This is a genomic window from Acidovorax sp. SUPP2825 (assembly GCF_030158995.1).
GTDB lineage: Bacteria > Pseudomonadota > Gammaproteobacteria > Burkholderiales > Burkholderiaceae_C > Paracidovorax.
Window position 1 is genome coordinate 22,923 of sequence record NZ_BQXK01000022.1, and the last position, 16,308, is coordinate 39,230.

Sequence of the window (16,308 nt, forward strand, 5' to 3'; positions counted from 1 at the left end):
ACCGGCCGCCGGGGCCGGGCATGGACCTGGCGCAAAAACCCGGCCTTGCGGCTACGCCACAATCAGGGGCATGAGCTTCGCCCCCCTCCAGAACGACACCTTCCTGCGCGCCTGCCGGCGCCAGGCCACCGACTACACCCCCCTGTGGCTCATGCGCCAGGCCGGCCGCTACCTGCCGGAGTACAAGGCCACGCGGGCCCGGGCGGGCAGCTTCATGGGGCTGGCCACCAACGTGGACTACGCCACCGAGGTCACGCTGCAGCCCCTGGAGCGTTTTCCGCTCGACGCGGCCATTCTGTTCAGCGACATCCTCACCGTGCCCGATGCGATGGGCCTGGGCCTGTCGTTCGCCGAGGGCGAAGGCCCGCGCTTCGCCCACGTGGTGCGCGACGAAGCGGCCGTGGCGGCCCTGGCCGTGCCCGACATGGACAAGCTGCGCTACGTGTTCGATGCGGTCACCAGCATCCGGCGCGCGCTCGACGGCCGCGTGCCGCTGATCGGCTTTTCCGGCAGCCCTTGGACGCTGGCCTGCTACATGGTGGAGGGCAAGGGCAGCGACGACTACCGCCTCGTGAAGACGCTGATGTACAGCCGCCCCGACCTGATGCACCGCATCCTGGCCATCAACGCCGACGCCGTGGCCGCCTACCTGAACGCGCAGATCGACGCGGGCGCCCAGGCCGTGATGGTGTTCGACAGCTGGGGCGGCGTGCTGGCCGACGGCGCCTTCCAGGCCTTCAGCCTGGCCTACACCAAGCGCGTGCTGGCCCAGCTCCAGCGCACCGGCGTGGACGGCACCGACGTGCCGCGCATCGTGTTCACCAAGGGCGGTGCGCTCTGGCTGGACGCGATGAAGGACTTGGACTGCGAGGTGCTCGGCCTGGACTGGACGGTCAACCTGGCCCGTGCCCGCGACCTGGTCGGCGGCGCGGTGGGTGGCCCCGGCAAGGCGCTGCAGGGCAACATCGACCCCAACGTGCTGTTTGCCCCGCCCGAGCAGATCGCGCTGCACGCGCGCGCCGTGCTCGACAGCTTCGGCCCACCCCACACCGACCGGGCCACCACCGGCCCCACGCACATCTTCAACCTGGGCCATGGCATCAGCCAGTTCACGCCCCCGGAGCATGTGGCGGCCCTCGTGGAAACGGTGCACCGCCATTCCCGCGCGTTGCGCCAGGCTTGAAAGCCCTTGACAGCAGGGGCAATGCCAGCGAGCAAGTTATGCACACCGCGCGCACCACGTTGGCGCACGGGCGGCCTTCCTGGGAATTTTTTTGATGCGTCTCAAAACAATGGAGCGGCGCTGGTAAGTCTTTGATTCATAAGGACTTGCAGAATTTGCCGAATTTCCGGGCAATGTAACAAAACCACGTGTTTTCAAGGCTTGGCGGCCGGTCGGACAGTGATATCAACAAAGTTATCCACAGAAAATCGGTACTTTTGCAAAATCCTCGTCAAATCAAGTACTTGCGTTGCCCATTGAAGAAATTGCCCGACCTTCGCTGCCCGCCCTAGCACAAAATGGACTCTTGACAAGGCCAACGCAGATGCACTTATGCACAAGCCGCTTGATGCGGCGCAGCATGCCACTTGGCATGACACGCCTTGGGCAGCATTCACCGCATTTTTGATAGATCATTGATTCATATGGATTTTTTTGAACTCTCCCCATCGCCGGCAGATGGTAGCGGGGGCGGTCTGCTCGCCCTGGGCTATCAGCCGGGCCGGGGATGTCAACAAAGTTATCCACAGAAAAAGCCCGCAACCCATCAAATCCCTGGCAAATCAACCACTTAACGCCTGAATCGCCATCCCACCTGAACAAGTGCCCGTAAACGAAGCTCCTCCCTCCCCGGCGCCCGCCATCCTGCAGATTGCCGTCCAGACCCCTGGGCACAGCAATGTGGGCGACCTGCTGAGCTACGCCAGCGACCGGCCTCTTCTCCCCGGGACGCTGGTGCGCGTGCCGCTGGGCACCCGCGAAGTGCTGGGCGTGGTCTGGGATGCGCCCGAGGGCGGGTTGCCGACGCTGCCCGCCGGCCTTTCCACCCGCGCCGTTGCCGCGGTGCTGGAGGGCGTGGCGCCGCTGGCGGCGCCCTGGCGCCGGCTGGTGGCCTTCACCGCGCGCTATTACCAGCGCGGGCTGGGCGAGGTGGCCCTGGCCGCCCTGCCCCCCCAGTTGCGCGACCTGGGCCCCGCGCAGCTCGCGCGGCGCCTGCGCCGCCCGGCGGCGTCGCTGCAAGGTGGCGATGCGCTGCCGGAGATCGCCCTGAGCGCCGAGCAGGAAAGCGCCCGCGCCGCCATCGCCGCCGAACCCGGGCCCTTCCTGCTCTACGGCAGCACCGGCAGCGGCAAGACCGAGGTCTACCTGCGCTGCGTGCAGGAGGCGCTGGAGGCCGATCCGGCCGCGCAGGCGCTGGTGATGGTGCCCGAGATCAACCTCACCCCCCAGCTGGAGGAGCGCTTCACCGCCCGCTTCGCGCCCCGCTACGGCGCGGGCAGCGTGGTCTCGCTGCACAGCGGCATGACCAACCCGCAGCGCCTCAAGAGCTGGCTGGCGGCGCATGCGGGCACGGCGCGCATCGTGCTGGGCACGCGCATGTCGGTGTTCGCCAGCATGCCGGGCCTGGCGCTCATCGTGGTGGACGAGGAGCATGACGCCAGCTACAAGCAGCAGGAAGGCGCCCGCTACTCGGCGCGGGACCTGGCGATCTGGCGCGGCCGCGACCAGGGCGCCAAGGTGGTGCTGGGCTCGGCCACGCCGTCGCTGGAAAGCTGGCATGCCAGCCGGCCCGCCGAAGCCGGCATCCCGGCCGGGCGCTACCGGCGGCTGCACATGCCCAGCCGCATCGGCGCCGGCGAACTGCCGCACGTGCGTCTGGTGGACATGGGCCAGCAGCCGCGCGGCGCCGTGTTCTCCGCCCCGCTGCTGGCGGCCATCACCCAGCGCGTGGAGCGCGGCGAGCAGTGCCTGGTGCTGCTCAATCGCCGCGGCTTCGCGCCCGTGCTGCACTGCAGCGACTGCGGCTGGAAAAGCGACTGCCCGCACTGCAGCGCGCACCAGGTCTTCCACAAGATCGACCGCACCCTGCGCTGCCACCACTGCGGCTACACACAGCGGGTGCCACACGCCTGCCCGGGCTGCGGCAACCCCGACATCGCCCCCATCGGCCGCGGCACCGAGCAGCTGGAAGAGCAACTGGCCGCCCTGCTGCGCAACGTGATCACGCCCGAGCGACGGGCGGCACGCGTCGCCCGCATCGATGCCGACACCACCAAGGCCAAGGGCGCGCTCGAATCCCAACTGGCCCAGGTGCATGCGGGCGAGGTGGATGTGCTGGTGGGCACGCAGATGGTGGCCAAGGGCCACGACTTTCGGCGCATCACGCTCGTGGCGGCGGTGCAGCCCGACGGCGCGCTGTTTTCCAGCGACTTCCGGGCACCCGAGCGCCTCTTCGCCCTGCTGCTGCAGGCCGCCGGCCGCGCGGGGCGCGATGCACGCTACGTGGCCGAGCAAGGCAGCCGGTGCGAGATGTGGGTGCAGACCTACCACCCCGACCATGCGGTGTACGCCGCGCTGCGCCGGCACGACTACCCCGCGTTCGCCGACAGCCAACTGGCCGAGCGGGCCGAAGCCGCCATGCCGCCCTTCGCCTACCAGGCGCTGGTGCGCGCCGACGCGCGCACGCAGGAGGTGGCCCAGGCGTTCCTGGCTGCGGCCAGCGCCGCCGCGCAAGCCGATGGGTTGCCGGGACTGGAGCATGTCACGCTGTTTCCCCCCGTGCCCCTGGCGATCCAGCGGGTGGCCAACGTGGAGCGCGCGCAGATGCTGCTGGAGAGCGGCAGCCGCGCGGCGCTGCAGCGCTTTCTGTCGGCCTGGCAGCCGGTGCTGCACGCCACGCGCGCGGCGCCGGAGCACAAGGGGCTGATCCGCTGGCTGGTGGATGTGGACCCGCTGACGATCTGATCCCCCGGCGGGGCAGCGCCTGGCAGGTTGGCGTCACGCAACATCGATCGCTATCAAATGTATAGCAGAACGCCTAGGTCAATATTGCGGTGGCGGCCGAAAAGCTCAGAAAAGCCAGCGCGGTGGAGACCAGGATGATCCGCGCGATGCGCCCGTTGTGGGCGCCGAAGCGCTCGGCCAGCAGCGACACGTTGCTGGCGCTCGGCAGCGCCGCCACCAGCACCAGCACTGTGTGTGCGAACGGCGTGAGCGGCACGCCCGCCGCGATCGCGCCATGCCCCGCGCCCCAGACTAGCAGCGGATGCACGAACAGCTTGGCCAGCGCAACCGGCACGTAGTCGCGCGGGGGCACGCGGTCGTGCTGGTTCATCTGCGAGCGTGCCAGAACGGCGCCGATCGTGAACAGCGCCACGGGCGACGCCGCGCCGGCCAGCATCGCCACCGTCTGGTCGAGCGGGCCGGGTAACTTCCACTGCAGCGCGGACGCCACGGCCCCCAGAGCGATGGCCCAGGGCATGGGGTTGGTCGCCATGCCGCGCAAGGCCCGGCGCACCGCCACCGCCACGCCGTGCGTGCCCACGCCGTCCAGCCGCGACAGGGCGATGCACAGCGAGGTCGTGAGCACCATGTCCACCAGCATCGTCAGGATGGCCGGCCCCGCCGCCGAGGCCCCGAGCAGCGCCACCAGCAGCGGCACGCCCATGAAGCCGGTGTTGGGAAAGGCCGCCACCAGCGCGCCGAAGGCGGCATCGTTCCAGCCCAGGCGCGCCCGGGTGAGCGCCACCGTGGCGCCGACCAGGGCCAGGCCGCACAGGATGTACAGGCCCGCCACCGCCGGGTCCAGCAACTGGCCGATGGGCGTGTTCGCGCCCAGGCGGAACAGCATGCACGGCAGCGCGAAAAACAGCACGAACGCATTCAGCCCGGGAATGGCCACCTGCGGCAGCGCGCCCGCGCGCGCGGCCAGGTAGCCGCAGAGCACGAGCGCGAAGAAGGGAAAGGTGATGGACAGAACGGACAGCACGGCCCATTGTCGGCGCAAGGCAGCGTGCAGAGTGCCGCGCGTCACTGCGAAAAAAAGCCCGCACGGGGCGGGCAGCGGGACCGGGGCCGATTCCAGGCCCCGATGGCGTGGCGCAGCGCGCCGCAGCCTGTCCGGTCAGATCTGCACGCCCTGCTCCACTTCCTGCACCTTGCGGCGTGCCAGGGCGAGGTTGGAGCGCTCCTTGTCCAGCACCAGGTAGATGAACAGGCCTTCGTGCGCGGCCAACGGGCGGATCACGTGGTACTGCTTGCCCAGCGTGATGAGGATGTCGTCGATCTTGTCGGCCAGGCCCAGCGAGCGCATGGTCTTGTTCTTGGCACGGACCACTTCGGTGTTGCCGGCCGCCGCCAGTTCCATGTCCACGCCGCTGCCGACGCTGCCCAGCAGCATGCCGCTGCCGCTGTCCACCACGGCCGCGCACAGGGCGCCGTCGATGGAATGGAGTTGGTTCAGAGATTCTTGAAGGGAGGCCATGGGTTCGATTCCTTAAACAGAAAGAGACGAAAGGGGAAGCAAGCACACATGCGCGCCGCCGGCCGAACCGGCAACGCGCGGGGGATCATTCGGGGCGGCCCAGTTGCTGCGCGACCTCGCCGGCGGTCCACAGGGCCCGCCCGAGCACGGCCTGCTTTTCCAGCACCAGGCACAGGATGCAGGGGAAGGCCCCGCCGATGGCCTGGAAGATCGCCAGGCCCGCCTCGGTCTCGAAGGTGAGGCGACGACAACCGGGGTAATCGATCTCGCGGCCCACGGCACGGGCCATGGCCATGAGCGAGCCCGCCATGGCCGCCAGCCGGCGCACCTCCAGGCCACCGCCCACCGACAGCGAGGCCACCTCGAAGCCGTCGAGGGTGGTCACCAGCGCCATGCGCACGTCGCCCGCGGGGGCCACCACGCGGTCCAGCACCTCCCGGGCCGCCTGCGCGCGCTCGGGGGGGACGATGTTCGCCTTGTTCATCATGGGATTTCAGTCCATTTCGTTCTGCAGGGACAGCATGGAAGCCAGCACGCCCACGGCCTCCAGCAGTTGGCCGCGGTCGCGCGGATCGGCTTCCAGGATGGGCACCACGCCGTGCGGCGAGGCCGAGAGCGCGAGGCCGAACGCCTCGATCTGCGCGGGCGTGGCGGGACGGGCGCTGAGCACCAGGGCCAGCGGCGGATCGGGCTGCACGGCCATTTCGGCGAGCAGGTCGAGCGTCTCGGCCACGGCCGAGGGACGGGCCACGTCGGCCATGATGAAGACGCCCATCGACACCGAGAGAATCCATTGCCGCACGAAGTCGAAGCGGTCCTGCCCGGGGCAGCCGCACACCTGCACGTGCTCGCCATCGCCCAGGTCGATCTCGCCGAACTCCGCGCCCACGGTGGTGAACGCCTTGGAATGCGCCGCCCGGTCGAGGTTGGGCACGTCGGAGGACGCCATCACGTCGCCGCACAGCGAGCGCAACGCGGTGGTCTTGCCGATGCCCATGGGCCCCACGAGCGCGATGCGCGGCAGTGCCCCGTTCATGCCTGGCCTCCACCGCGCACCCAGCGCGTGAGCCGCTGAACCAGCCCGCCGTGCCCGGAGGGCTTCGGGCGGTCGGCGCGCACGACCGGTGCCGATGCCGCCGTTTCGGTGCGCAGCACGTTGCGGCGGGACAACTCGGCCAGCAGCGCCTGCGCAGTGGCGGGCTCCAGGCCGCTGTGCTCGCACAACTGCGCCAGGCTGACCGGCGCGCGGGTGAGCAATGCGAGCGCCCGCACGTGGCCGCCCGAACGGAACGGCGCCCCCAGGGACACCCAGGTACTCAGCCGGAACCGTTGCTGGGGGTCACCGAACGCGGCGCGCGCCGCGGCGGGAGACTCCCACGCCGTGTCGGCGGAGGCGGCCGTCATCGTCTGGCGCGCCCGCCAGTCCATCAGGAACACGGCGGCACGGTCCAGCACGTCGATCAGGTCCGCCAGCGTATAGCCGGTCTGCAGGCGCGCGGTCCACTGCGCCTGGGGCGCCTTGTCGGGAAACGAGCCCCCCACGCAGACCAGGCACGGCGCGCGGGAGCCCGGCTGCGCCGCGCTGGCGTCGTCCAGCAGCAGCACCTGGGCCTCGGCGGCCGGCACCTCCTGCCAGCGGAGCAACGATTTGCGCGACGCCACGCTGAACAGCTTGTGGAACCGCTCGTAAAAGTGGGGAGTGAGCATCTCTGCGGCCACCCCCGCTGAAGCATCGCGCATGGCGGTGACCCCGGTGGAAATAATCGAATTGGAGGGGCCAGTATAAAGATGCACATTGATACATTGTCAAGAAATTTGCTAAAAATGAGAAAAATGATTTCTTCTTGACGAATTCCAGATCTCGGCACGCCGTTCCCGGCAAAACCTTGTAGAAAGGGCCGGTTCGATTCCGGCCCATCCCGGTATCATTGCGCGCTCTGGCCCCCTTCTCCCTGGGAAGCGGTGCTCCACCCGTGCCTCGCCGGCGCCTGTCTACCCCCTTTTTTCTGCGCATGTCCGCCGGTCTCAATCTCGCCCAGCTCCAGGCGGTCCACTACACCGAGGGGCCATGCCTCGTGCTGGCGGGCGCAGGTTCGGGCAAGACGCGGGTGATCACCCACAAGATCGCCCGGCTGATCGAAACGGGGCTGGAGGCGCGCCGCATCGCCGCCATCACCTTCACCAACAAGGCCGCCGCCGAGATGCGCGAGCGCGCGCAGGGCCTCATCGGCCGTGCGGCCAAGGACGTGCTGGTGTGCACCTTCCACGCGCTGGGCGTGCGCATGGTGCGCGAAGACGGGCATGTGCTCGGGCTCAAGCCCCAGTTCAGCATCCTCGATGCGGACGACGTGACCGGCATCCTCAAGGACGCGGCCGGCGGCACGACCGACATGGCCACCGCCCGCCAGTGGCAGTGGACCATCAGCAAGTGGAAGAACATGGGCCTGAACGCCCAGGAATCGCTGGCGCAGGCCGCGGACGACAACGAGCGCAGCATCGCCGTCCTGATGGCGCGCTACGAAGAACGCCTGACCGCCTACCAGAGCGTCGATTTCGACGACCTCATCGGCATGCCGCTGCGCCTGCTGCGCGACCACCCCGAGGTGCGCAGCAAATGGCAGCGGGTGCTGGGCCACGTGCTCGTGGACGAGTACCAGGACACCAACGCCACGCAGTACGAGTTGCTCAAGCTGCTCGTGGGCGAGCGCGCGCGCTTCACCGCCGTGGGCGACGACGACCAGTCCATCTACGGCTGGCGCGGCGCCACGCTGGACAACCTGAAAAAGCTGCCGGTCGACTTTCCGCAGCTCAAGGTGATCAAGCTGGAGCAGAACTACCGCTCCACCAGCGCCATCCTGCGCGCGGCCAACAACGTGATCCAGCCCAACCCCAAGCTGTTTCCCAAGACGCTCTTCTCCGAGCTGGGCGAAGGCGAGCCGGTGCGCGTGGTGGACGCCGACAGCGAAGAGCACGAGGCCGAGCGCGCCGTGGCCCGCATCCAGAGCCTGCGTGCTGCGGCCAACCCGCCGCCGGCCTGGAAGAGCTTTGCCCTCCTCTACCGCGCCAACCACCAGGCCAAGCCGTTCGAGAAGGCGCTGCGCAAGGCCAACATTCCCTACAAGGTCTCGGGCGGCACGAGTTTCTTTGACCGCGCGGAAATCAAGGACCTGTGCGCCTGGTTCCGCCTGTGGATCAACAACGACGACGACCCGGCGTTCCTGCGCTCCATCACCAGCCCCAAGCGCGGCATCGGGCACACCACGCTGGGCGCACTGGGCGAATTCGCCACCAGGCACAAGCTGAGCATGTTCGGCGCGCTGTTCAACGGCATGCTGCCGGCGGCCATCCCCAAGCGCGCGCTCGACGGACTGATGGAGTTCGGGCGCTACGTCAACGACCTCGAATACCGGGCCCGGCACACGCACGGCGCCGAGGATTCGCGCGCCTTCCTGGCCGACTGGCTCAAGGAAATCGACTACGAAAAGCACCTGTACGACGGCGAGGACAGCGAGAAGGTCGCCGCGGCGCGCTGGAGCAACGTGCTGGAGTTCTGCGACTGGATGTCGCAGCGTGCCGGCGGCCAGATCGACGACACCTCGGGCAGCGTCGTCACCAAGGAGACCAAGAGCCTGCTGGAGGTCTCGCAGACCATCGCGCTGCTGTCCACCATCAGCGAGCGCGAGAAGGACCAGGACATGGTCACGCTGTCCACGCTGCACGCCTCCAAGGGCCTGGAGTGGCCGCATGTGGTGCTGGTGGGCGTGACCGAAGGCATGCTGCCCTTCAAGCTCGACGACGACGAGGGCCGGCAGCTCAAGGTGAGCGACGACACGCTGCAGCGCCTGCAGGAAGAGCGCCGCCTGATGTACGTGGGCATCACCCGCGCCCAGCGCAGCCTGGCCGTCAGCTGGACCAAAAAGCGCAAGAAGGGCCGCGAGATGGTAAACGCGCAGCCCAGCCGCTTCATCGCCGAGATGGCGCTGGACAAGAACACCGCCCGCGAAGACCCGCGCGAAAAGCTCAAGGCGCTGCGCGCCGAATTCGCCGCGCGCAAGGCCCAGAACGCCACGCCATGACCGGCCGTGCCATGATCCGCCGCCACGTCGCCGCCGGGCGGGCCGCAGCGTGCGCTGGCATGCGCCGGCCGCTGGCACAGAGCGTGCGTGTCGCTGGGGCGCGCAACCGCACCTGGGCGCGGGCATCGCGCGGGGCGGCCGGCAAGAAGAACATCAGCGCCACCTGGATCGGCCAGGTGGAACAAGGCAGTTGCGGCTAGGAGATACGAGGAACATGGAACAACGCACCACATCACACCACCGCCCCGTCCGTGCTGCGCAAGCAGTCCGGGCGGCCATGACACCGCGGCGCCTGGGCACCCTGGCCCTGGCCCTGTGCGCCCCCGCGGGCGCTGCGCTGGCGCAGACGCCTGCCCCGACGGAGGCCGCCGGCGACGCCTGGCGCCGTTGCACCGCCATGGCCGGCGACAGCACCGCCCGCCTGGCCTGCTTCGACCAGTGGGCGGGCCAGCAGGCCTGGAAAGCGCCTGCGGCATCGGCCAGCGCGGCGACCGGCAACACCACGGCCAGCACCGCACCGCCCACCCCCGTGGACACCACGCTGCCGGCCACCCGCCTCATCGACGTGGCCCAGGTGGAAGGCTGCCGCGACGAGCAGTACAGCACGCTGTCGCGCTTTTGGGAATTGGAGTCGGGCAGCGATTGCGGCACCTTCCGCTTCCGGGGCTATCGGCCGATCAGCATCTCGGTGGTCAAGGGCAGCAACGTCAACCGCCAGCCCACCTCGCCCGTGCCGGACCACAACGCCACCTCGGCCGTGGACTACCGGACCACCGAGAACCGCATCCAGCTGTCGGTGCGCACCAAGATCGCCCAGGGCCTGCTCACGCAGGGCCATCCCACGCTGAAGGACTCGGTGTGGGTGGGCTACACGCAGCAGTCGTACTGGCAGCTGTTCAGCCCCGACATCTCGCGCCCCTTCCGCGCCACCGACCACGAGCCGGAAGTGATGTACGTGTACCCCACCGACGCCAAGCTGCCCTTCGGCTGGCGCTGGCGCTACAGCGGCATCGGGCTGGTGCACCAGTCCAACGGCCAGAGCCTGCCGCTGTCGCGCAGCTGGAACCGCGTGTACCTGATGACCGGCATGGAGCTGGACAACCGCTGGAGCGTGAACGCGCGCCTGTGGAAGCGCCTGAGCGAAAGCGCCGACAGCGACGACAACCCGGGCATCAGCGACTACATCGGCCGGGGCGAGCTGCAGGTGAACTGGAACTACGACCGCGACAACACCGTGGGCGTGACCGTCCGCCATTCGCTGGCCTCCACGCCGCGCGGCTCGGCGCGCATCGAATGGCTGCAGAACCTGGGCAAGGGCCTGGGCGGCAGCAAGAGCAACCTGCGCCTGCACACCGCCCTGTTCAGCGGCTATGGCGACAGCATGATCGACTACAACCGCAAGCGCACGGTGTTCAGCGTCGGCCTGAGCCTGGTCGATTTCTGAGCGCCTGAACACACGGCCGGCCCCCGCCTGCGCGGCAAGGGGCCGGCCGCATCACATCCCGTTACCCTTTGACAGGGCTGCTGCCTTGAATCGGCGCACACGCGCCGACACAATGGCACGCACATCGCAGTCCGGCAGGCCCCGCGCACCACTCCCTGGAAAAAGAGGCGTTTTCATGCCGCTTTCTCCACCATTGCTGGTCCAAGCCCCCGGGACAATGCCCCTCGGAGGACGAAACCATGGACATGCAATATCAGCTCAAGGCTGGAAGTTACTACCTGTACGACATGCGCGAGGCGCCCAGTGCCGTCACGGGCGAGCGCCGTTTCAAGCTGAAGACCGATACCGTCGCCATTGCCTTCGATGCGCACACGGGCGAAGTCCACCAGCACGGCACGCCGTCGCGCATCCAGTCCTGGGCCAGCAACACGCGCCGGCGCCTGCGCGCGGCCGGTGCGCTGGATGTGGCCAACGACATCGTCGTCGTCTCCGGCCCGCTGCCGGTGGACGAGCTCAACAAATGCCTGTGGATCAACGGCTACTGCCGGCGCATGTTCAAGCGCCTGGCGAGCCTGCCGCACGGCAAGCTGCAGCGCCCGAGCGAGCCTTTCCGCAAGGCCGCCTGAGGATTTTTGAAACGGGTCAGGCCAGGGTTTCCTGCCCGCCCTCGGCATTCACATCCACGGTTTCCAGCACGTCCGCGTGCTTGACGATGGTCACAGGCACATGGCTCGCATGCACGAGCGCCTGCGACACCGACCCCAGCAACGCGCTGCTGATCGCGCCCTGCCCGCGGGCGCCGATCACCAGCATGCCGCAGCCGTGGCGCTCGGCGATGTCCACCAGCGTGTTCGCCACGTCGCCCACGCCCACATCGGTTTCGTGCTCCACGCCTGCGGCCTCGAAGATCGCACGGGCCGGGGCCATCAGGTGCAGGCCGGCTTCCAGGCTGGCCGCCGCGATGAGGTCCGGGTCGCGCGACACCACCATTTCGTAGAGCGTGGCGGGCTCCTGCACATGGGCCAGCACGACGCTGGCGCGCAGCCCCTGGCGCAGCAGGGCCAGGGTGTGGTGCACCGCATCCAGGGAGAGGTCCGAGCCATCGACGGCGATGAGGATCTTGAGCATGTCCGTGTCCTTTCCGGGAGTCTGAGGGGCCTGCCGGCGATGCGCTCCGCTCGCCCGGCAGGCAGTGCGGTCCAGTGTACCGGCGCCCCGCCGCACGCCCGACCCTGTGGGCGTCTGGGACAATGCGCGCCATGCTGCAGTTCGACCTCCTGACCACCGACCCCGAAAGCCACGCGCGACGCGGCACCCTCACCCTGAACCACGGCGTGGTGCAGACCCCCATCTTCATGCCCGTGGGCACCTACGGCACCGTCAAGGGCGTGATGCCGCAGAGCCTGCACGACATGGGCGCGCAGATCATCCTGGGCAACACGTTCCATCTGTGGATGCGCCCGGGGCTGGACGTGATGCAGGGCTTCGGCGGCCTGCACGCGTTCGAGAAGTGGGACAAGCCCATCCTCACCGACTCCGGCGGCTTCCAGGTGTGGAGCCTGGGCGCCATGCGCAAGATCACCGAGGAGGGCGTGCACTTCGCCTCGCCCGTGAACGGCGACAAGCTCTTCATGTCGCCCGAGGTGAGCATGCAGATCCAGACCACGCTCAATTCCGACATCGTGATGCAGCTGGACGAGTGCACCCCGTACGAAACCAAGGGCCACCTGACCACCGAGCGCGAGGCGCGCACCTCGATGGAAATGAGCCTGCGCTGGGCGCAGCGGAGCCAAGACGAATTCCACCGCCTGAACAACCCCAACGCACTGTTCGGCATCGTGCAGGGCGGCATGTTCGAGAACCTGCGGGCCGAATCGCTCGACCGGCTGGTGGAGATGGATTTCCCCGGCTACGCCGTGGGCGGCGTTTCGGTGGGCGAGCCCAAGGACGAGATGCTACGCATCATGGCGCACACGCCGCACCGCCTGCCGGCGCACAAGCCGCGCTACCTCATGGGCGTGGGCACGCCCGAAGACCTGGTGGAAGGCGTGGCGCAGGGCGTGGACATGTTCGACTGCGTGATGCCCACGCGCAATGCGCGCAACGGCACGATCTTCACGCGGTACGGCGACCTGAAGCTGCGCAATGCGCGCCACAAGGCCGACCACCAGCCGCTCGACACCACCTGCACCTGCCATGCCTGTGCGGGCGCCGAGGGCGTGGCCTGGGACCAGGGCGGCCGCGGCGGCTTCAGCCGCGCGTACCTGCACCACCTGGACCGCTGCGGCGAGATGCTGGGGCCGATGCTCACCACCATCCACAACCTGCACTACTACCTGAACCTGATGCGCGAGGTGCGCGAATCGCTGGATGCGGGCCGCTTCGGCGAATTCCGCCGCCAGTTCGCGGCCGATCGCGCGCGCGGCGTGTAGCCTCGCGGCCCTGGCGCCCCCAGGCCTCGGGCGATGTCCGCTGCGGGACGGCGGTGGTATCCGGCCAGGCGCGCGCCCGCTACGATGGCGCCATGCTGACCGTCCACCACCTCGAAACCTCGCGCTCGCAGCGCGTCCTGTGGCTCCTGGAAGAACTGGGCGTGCCCTACGAACTCCGGACCTACCAGCGCGACCCGCGCACCCGCCTGGCGCCGCCGGAGCTGCGCAAGATCCATCCGCTCGGCAAGTCGCCGGTCATCACCGAAGGCGACGAGGTCATCGCCGAATCGGGCGCCATCATCGAAACCCTGGTGGACCGCTACGGCGCGCAGGCGCAGGGCGAACTCGCGCACCTGGAGCCCGCGCGCGGCACGCCCGAACGCCGCCAGTGCCGCTTCTGGATGCACTACGCCGAAGGCTCGCTGATGAACTGGCTGGTGATGAAGCTGGTCTTTCAGACGCTGCCCAGGCAGCCCATGCCGTTCTTCGTGCGGCCCATCGCGCGGGCCGTGTGCGGCAAGGCGGAGCAAAAGTTGGTGGACCCCAACCTGGCCACGGCCCTGGCCTTCATCGACGACCACCTGTCGCGCAACCCCTGGTTTGCCGGAGCCGACCTCACCATGGCCGATTTCCAGATGAGCTTTCCGGTCGAGGCGGCCATGAGCCGCGTGCAGAACGCCGACCGGCACACGCACCTGAAGGCCTACCAGGCCCGCATGCGGGCCCGCCCGGCCTACCAGCGGGCGCTGGCCAAGGGCGGCCCGGTGGTGATGGGCGGCTGAGGCGCCACGCCACCGGCATACCAGCGCCCTTTCAAGCCGATCCCCTAGAGCGGTCCCGCCGGGGCCGGGCCGCCGGCCAATGGCCCGGCGGCGTGCGGCACCACCGCCGCACTGGCGTCCGAGTCGCTGCCGGGCAGCAGCCCCCGGCCCGCACCTGCGCCGCAGGCATGGCAGAACCGGGCGAATGCGCTCTTGCGGGTGTTGCAAGCGCCGCAGTGGTCGAACAGCCCGATGCCGCAGTGGGGGCAGAAGTCGATGGTGGGGTCCTTCAGGTCCACCGGCCGCTCGCACCCCGGACACACGCCCTTGGCGAGGCGCGCCAGGGCGACGTCGTAGCTCAGCTCCTTGCGGCGCTCCTGATCGGGCAGCGCCTCGGCCCGTTTCTGGCGCTCCAGGTAGCGGTTGAGCGCCACGATGGCGTACCGCCCGACCAGCGCGGTCACGACGATGCCGACCACGTAGCGCACATAGCCGCCGTAGCTGGGCAGGTAGGGCACCAGCTCCACGAAGAACGCGAACAGCGCGAAGAAGATGAAGCCCCACACGAACGGCCAGTAGGTGCCCTTGCGCTTCTTCACGAAGAGCCAGCCGGCCACCACCAGCAGCGGCAGCGTGAGCGCCAGCCGGTACAGGAACACGCGCAGCTGCACCTTGCGCTGCTGCACGGCCATGCGCTCGTAGCCCTCCTTTTCCAGCGCGGCCAGGCGTTGCTGCGCGGCCGTGGCCGCCTGGCGCGCATCGAGCGCGGCCTGCTGCTGCGCTTCGACCGCCTGTTGGGTCTGGCGCTCGCGCAGCTGGAGCCGGTCCAGCGCCTGCGTGCGCTGCACCACTTCGGGGTTGTGTTCGGACTGCTGCGTGGCGCTGCGCGTGGCCAGCCAGTTGTTGAAGGTCTCGCGCTCCGCCGCGGTCTCGCTGCGCGACTTGGCGCGCTGCAGGCGGGCCTGGTCGAGCGCCGTCTCCGCGCTCTCCTCGGCCTGCTGCGCGTTGCGCACCTGGGCGCGCAGCGTCTCCGCGGCAGGGCGGTCCAGGAAATCGTCGAGCTGCAGCGTGGCCTCGACCTTGGGCAGGTCGTCCACGACGGTGCCGCCCAGCCCGATCAGGAAGCTGGCGAACACCAGCGACACCAGCCACAGGCCCCGGCGGAACCATTTTTCCGACAGGCGAAGGGATTTGCTCATGACCAGCTCCTCGGCATTGAAATACTATTAATTTGATAGCAACACAGACAATCAATATCCCGGCATCAGCGGCTTTTGACTATAAACCCGCGTTGGCGTCACGGCGGCGGCAGCGCCACCGGGGCCGATGCCAGTTGCGCGCGCTGCAGCCACGCCAGGGCGGAGTCCACGGTCACCGTGGCGATGCGGTTGGCAAAACGCTCGCTGTCCGGGTGGTCGTCGAACGCCACGTTCGCCGCCGTCACCCGCCCACCCAGCCGCGTGAGCGCGCCGACCTTGAGCACGGTCGGCTCGTAACCCTTGTAGCGCAGCCAGGCCTGCGCCTGATCGCGCCGGAGCACGGTGCCGGGCTCCATGGCCGCGGCCAGCGTCTCCAGCGCCCACTGGTTCGACTGCTGGTACTTCGTGCCCCAGGCGTAGCTCACCATGCTGTAGGGCCGCTGGTGCATGGCCGTGGCGCGCGTGCGGTCGGCGAGCACCGCCATCATCCGCTGCTGCACCTCGGGCGTGGGCACGGCCCACACGGCCTCGTAGCGCCACAGGTCGTCGAGAAAGAACTCGCCCAGCCCCTGCCGGTACACCACGCCCACCGCGGTGCCGCACTCGTTGAGCTTGTGCACCACGCGCCAGGGCCCCTGCGGCGTGCGGTAGGCCCAGCCCAGGTGCGAGTAGCGCAGCCCGTAACGGGACAGGTCCTGCCCCGCACGCGCCAGGACCACCACCTGGGTGCCCGAGCGGGCGTGCTCCGCGTCCAGGGCCCGGGCAGTGCGGGCGGCCAGATCCATGCCGCGCTCGATGAGCTGCGGGGTCGGCTTGCGCGCCTCGCAAGATCGGCCCGCGTGCGCGGCGCCGGTTCCGGCGAGAGCAACCGCCGCCAGGGCGGCCAGGGTCCGTCTGCGCATGGTCCGCC

Annotated in this window: 16 protein-coding genes; 8 read left to right on the plus strand and 8 right to left on the minus strand. The window is 69.1% G+C overall.

The annotated features are described in order from the left end of the window. The first annotated feature begins 70 nt into the window (after positions 1 to 70). Together hemE and priA are read left to right on the plus strand one after the other, a co-directional pair. The gene (hemE, locus tag AVAK2825_RS21215) at positions 71 to 1,183 is read left to right on the plus strand and encodes a uroporphyrinogen decarboxylase (protein WP_284402449.1); all 1,113 of its coding nucleotides are present in this window, start codon (positions 71 to 73) and stop codon (positions 1,181 to 1,183) included. A gap of 642 nt (positions 1,184 to 1,825) precedes the next feature. Beyond that, positions 1,826 to 3,967 (plus strand): replication restart helicase PriA, encoded by a 2,142-nt coding sequence (gene priA, locus AVAK2825_RS21220; RefSeq protein WP_284402450.1) that lies wholly within the window; start codon positions 1,826 to 1,828, stop codon positions 3,965 to 3,967. Positions 3,968 to 4,040: 73 nt separating this feature from the next. On the opposite strand, the gene AVAK2825_RS21225 is transcribed toward priA, so the two are convergent. The 5 genes from AVAK2825_RS21225 to AVAK2825_RS21245 form a co-directional block, all read right to left on the minus strand. Further along, complete coding sequence (locus AVAK2825_RS21225) at positions 4,041 to 4,991, minus strand: AEC family transporter (RefSeq protein WP_284402489.1); 951 nt, start codon at positions 4,989 to 4,991, stop codon at positions 4,041 to 4,043. A gap of 135 nt (positions 4,992 to 5,126) precedes the next feature. Then, positions 5,127 to 5,486, minus strand: a complete 360-nt coding sequence (locus AVAK2825_RS21230) for a hypothetical protein (RefSeq protein WP_272566851.1) — start codon at positions 5,484 to 5,486, stop codon at positions 5,127 to 5,129. A gap of 85 nt (positions 5,487 to 5,571) precedes the next feature. Next, on the minus strand, positions 5,572 to 5,973 hold the full coding sequence (locus AVAK2825_RS21235) for a roadblock/LC7 domain-containing protein (RefSeq protein ID WP_272566850.1): 402 nt from the start codon (positions 5,971 to 5,973) through the stop codon (positions 5,572 to 5,574). Between the two features lie 6 nt (positions 5,974 to 5,979). Further along, positions 5,980 to 6,522 carry a GTP-binding protein gene (locus AVAK2825_RS21240; protein ID WP_284402451.1) on the minus strand — a complete coding sequence of 181 codons (543 nt, stop codon included), beginning with the start codon at positions 6,520 to 6,522 and terminating at the stop codon, positions 5,980 to 5,982. Next, positions 6,519 to 7,226 carry a DprA-like winged helix domain-containing protein gene (locus AVAK2825_RS21245; RefSeq protein ID WP_284402452.1) on the minus strand — a complete coding sequence of 236 codons (708 nt, stop codon included), beginning with the start codon at positions 7,224 to 7,226 and terminating at the stop codon, positions 6,519 to 6,521. Before AVAK2825_RS21245 ends, AVAK2825_RS21240 begins: the two co-directional genes overlap by 4 nt. Before the next feature lie 272 nt (positions 7,227 to 7,498). Here AVAK2825_RS21245 and AVAK2825_RS21250 point away from each other — a divergent pair, with 272 nt between their 5' ends. From AVAK2825_RS21250 to AVAK2825_RS21265, 4 genes are all read left to right on the plus strand, one after another. Further along, positions 7,499 to 9,562, plus strand: coding sequence for an ATP-dependent helicase (locus tag AVAK2825_RS21250; RefSeq protein WP_284402453.1), 2,064 nt, complete (start codon positions 7,499 to 7,501; stop codon positions 9,560 to 9,562). Further along, entirely contained in the window at positions 9,559 to 9,762 is a 204-nt protein-coding gene (locus tag AVAK2825_RS21255) for a hypothetical protein (protein ID WP_284402454.1), read from the plus strand. The genes AVAK2825_RS21250 and AVAK2825_RS21255 overlap by 4 nt, the downstream gene beginning before the upstream one ends. Before the next feature lie 77 nt (positions 9,763 to 9,839). After that, entirely contained in the window at positions 9,840 to 11,006 is a 1,167-nt protein-coding gene (locus AVAK2825_RS21260; RefSeq protein ID WP_284402456.1) for a phospholipase A, read from the plus strand. 239 nt (positions 11,007 to 11,245) lie between these two features. Continuing rightward, complete coding sequence (locus AVAK2825_RS21265; protein WP_272566840.1) at positions 11,246 to 11,632, plus strand: hypothetical protein; 387 nt, start codon at positions 11,246 to 11,248, stop codon at positions 11,630 to 11,632. Positions 11,633 to 11,648: 16 nt separating this feature from the next. Here the strand turns inward: AVAK2825_RS21265 and AVAK2825_RS21270 are convergent, their stop codons facing one another. Then, positions 11,649 to 12,134, minus strand: coding sequence for a universal stress protein (locus tag AVAK2825_RS21270; protein WP_272566839.1), 486 nt, complete (start codon positions 12,132 to 12,134; stop codon positions 11,649 to 11,651). 131 nt (positions 12,135 to 12,265) lie between these two features. Here AVAK2825_RS21270 and tgt point away from each other — a divergent pair, with 131 nt between their 5' ends. After that, the gene (gene tgt, locus AVAK2825_RS21275; protein ID WP_284402457.1) at positions 12,266 to 13,438 is read left to right on the plus strand and encodes a tRNA guanosine(34) transglycosylase Tgt; all 1,173 of its coding nucleotides are present in this window, start codon (positions 12,266 to 12,268) and stop codon (positions 13,436 to 13,438) included. Between the two features lie 92 nt (positions 13,439 to 13,530). Further along, positions 13,531 to 14,220: a glutathione S-transferase family protein gene (locus tag AVAK2825_RS21280; protein WP_284402458.1), complete on the plus strand. Its 690-nt coding sequence runs from the start codon at positions 13,531 to 13,533 to the stop codon at positions 14,218 to 14,220. Positions 14,221 to 14,264: 44 nt separating this feature from the next. Here the strand turns inward: AVAK2825_RS21280 and AVAK2825_RS21285 are convergent, their stop codons facing one another. Both AVAK2825_RS21285 and AVAK2825_RS21290 read right to left on the minus strand, forming a co-directional pair. After that, the gene (locus AVAK2825_RS21285; RefSeq protein WP_284402459.1) at positions 14,265 to 15,398 is read right to left on the minus strand and encodes a zinc ribbon domain-containing protein; all 1,134 of its coding nucleotides are present in this window, start codon (positions 15,396 to 15,398) and stop codon (positions 14,265 to 14,267) included. A 98-nt stretch (positions 15,399 to 15,496) separates the two neighbouring features. Beyond that, entirely contained in the window at positions 15,497 to 16,300 is an 804-nt protein-coding gene (locus AVAK2825_RS21290; protein ID WP_284402460.1) for a DUF2145 domain-containing protein, read from the minus strand. Positions 16,301 to 16,308 lie beyond the last annotated feature (8 nt).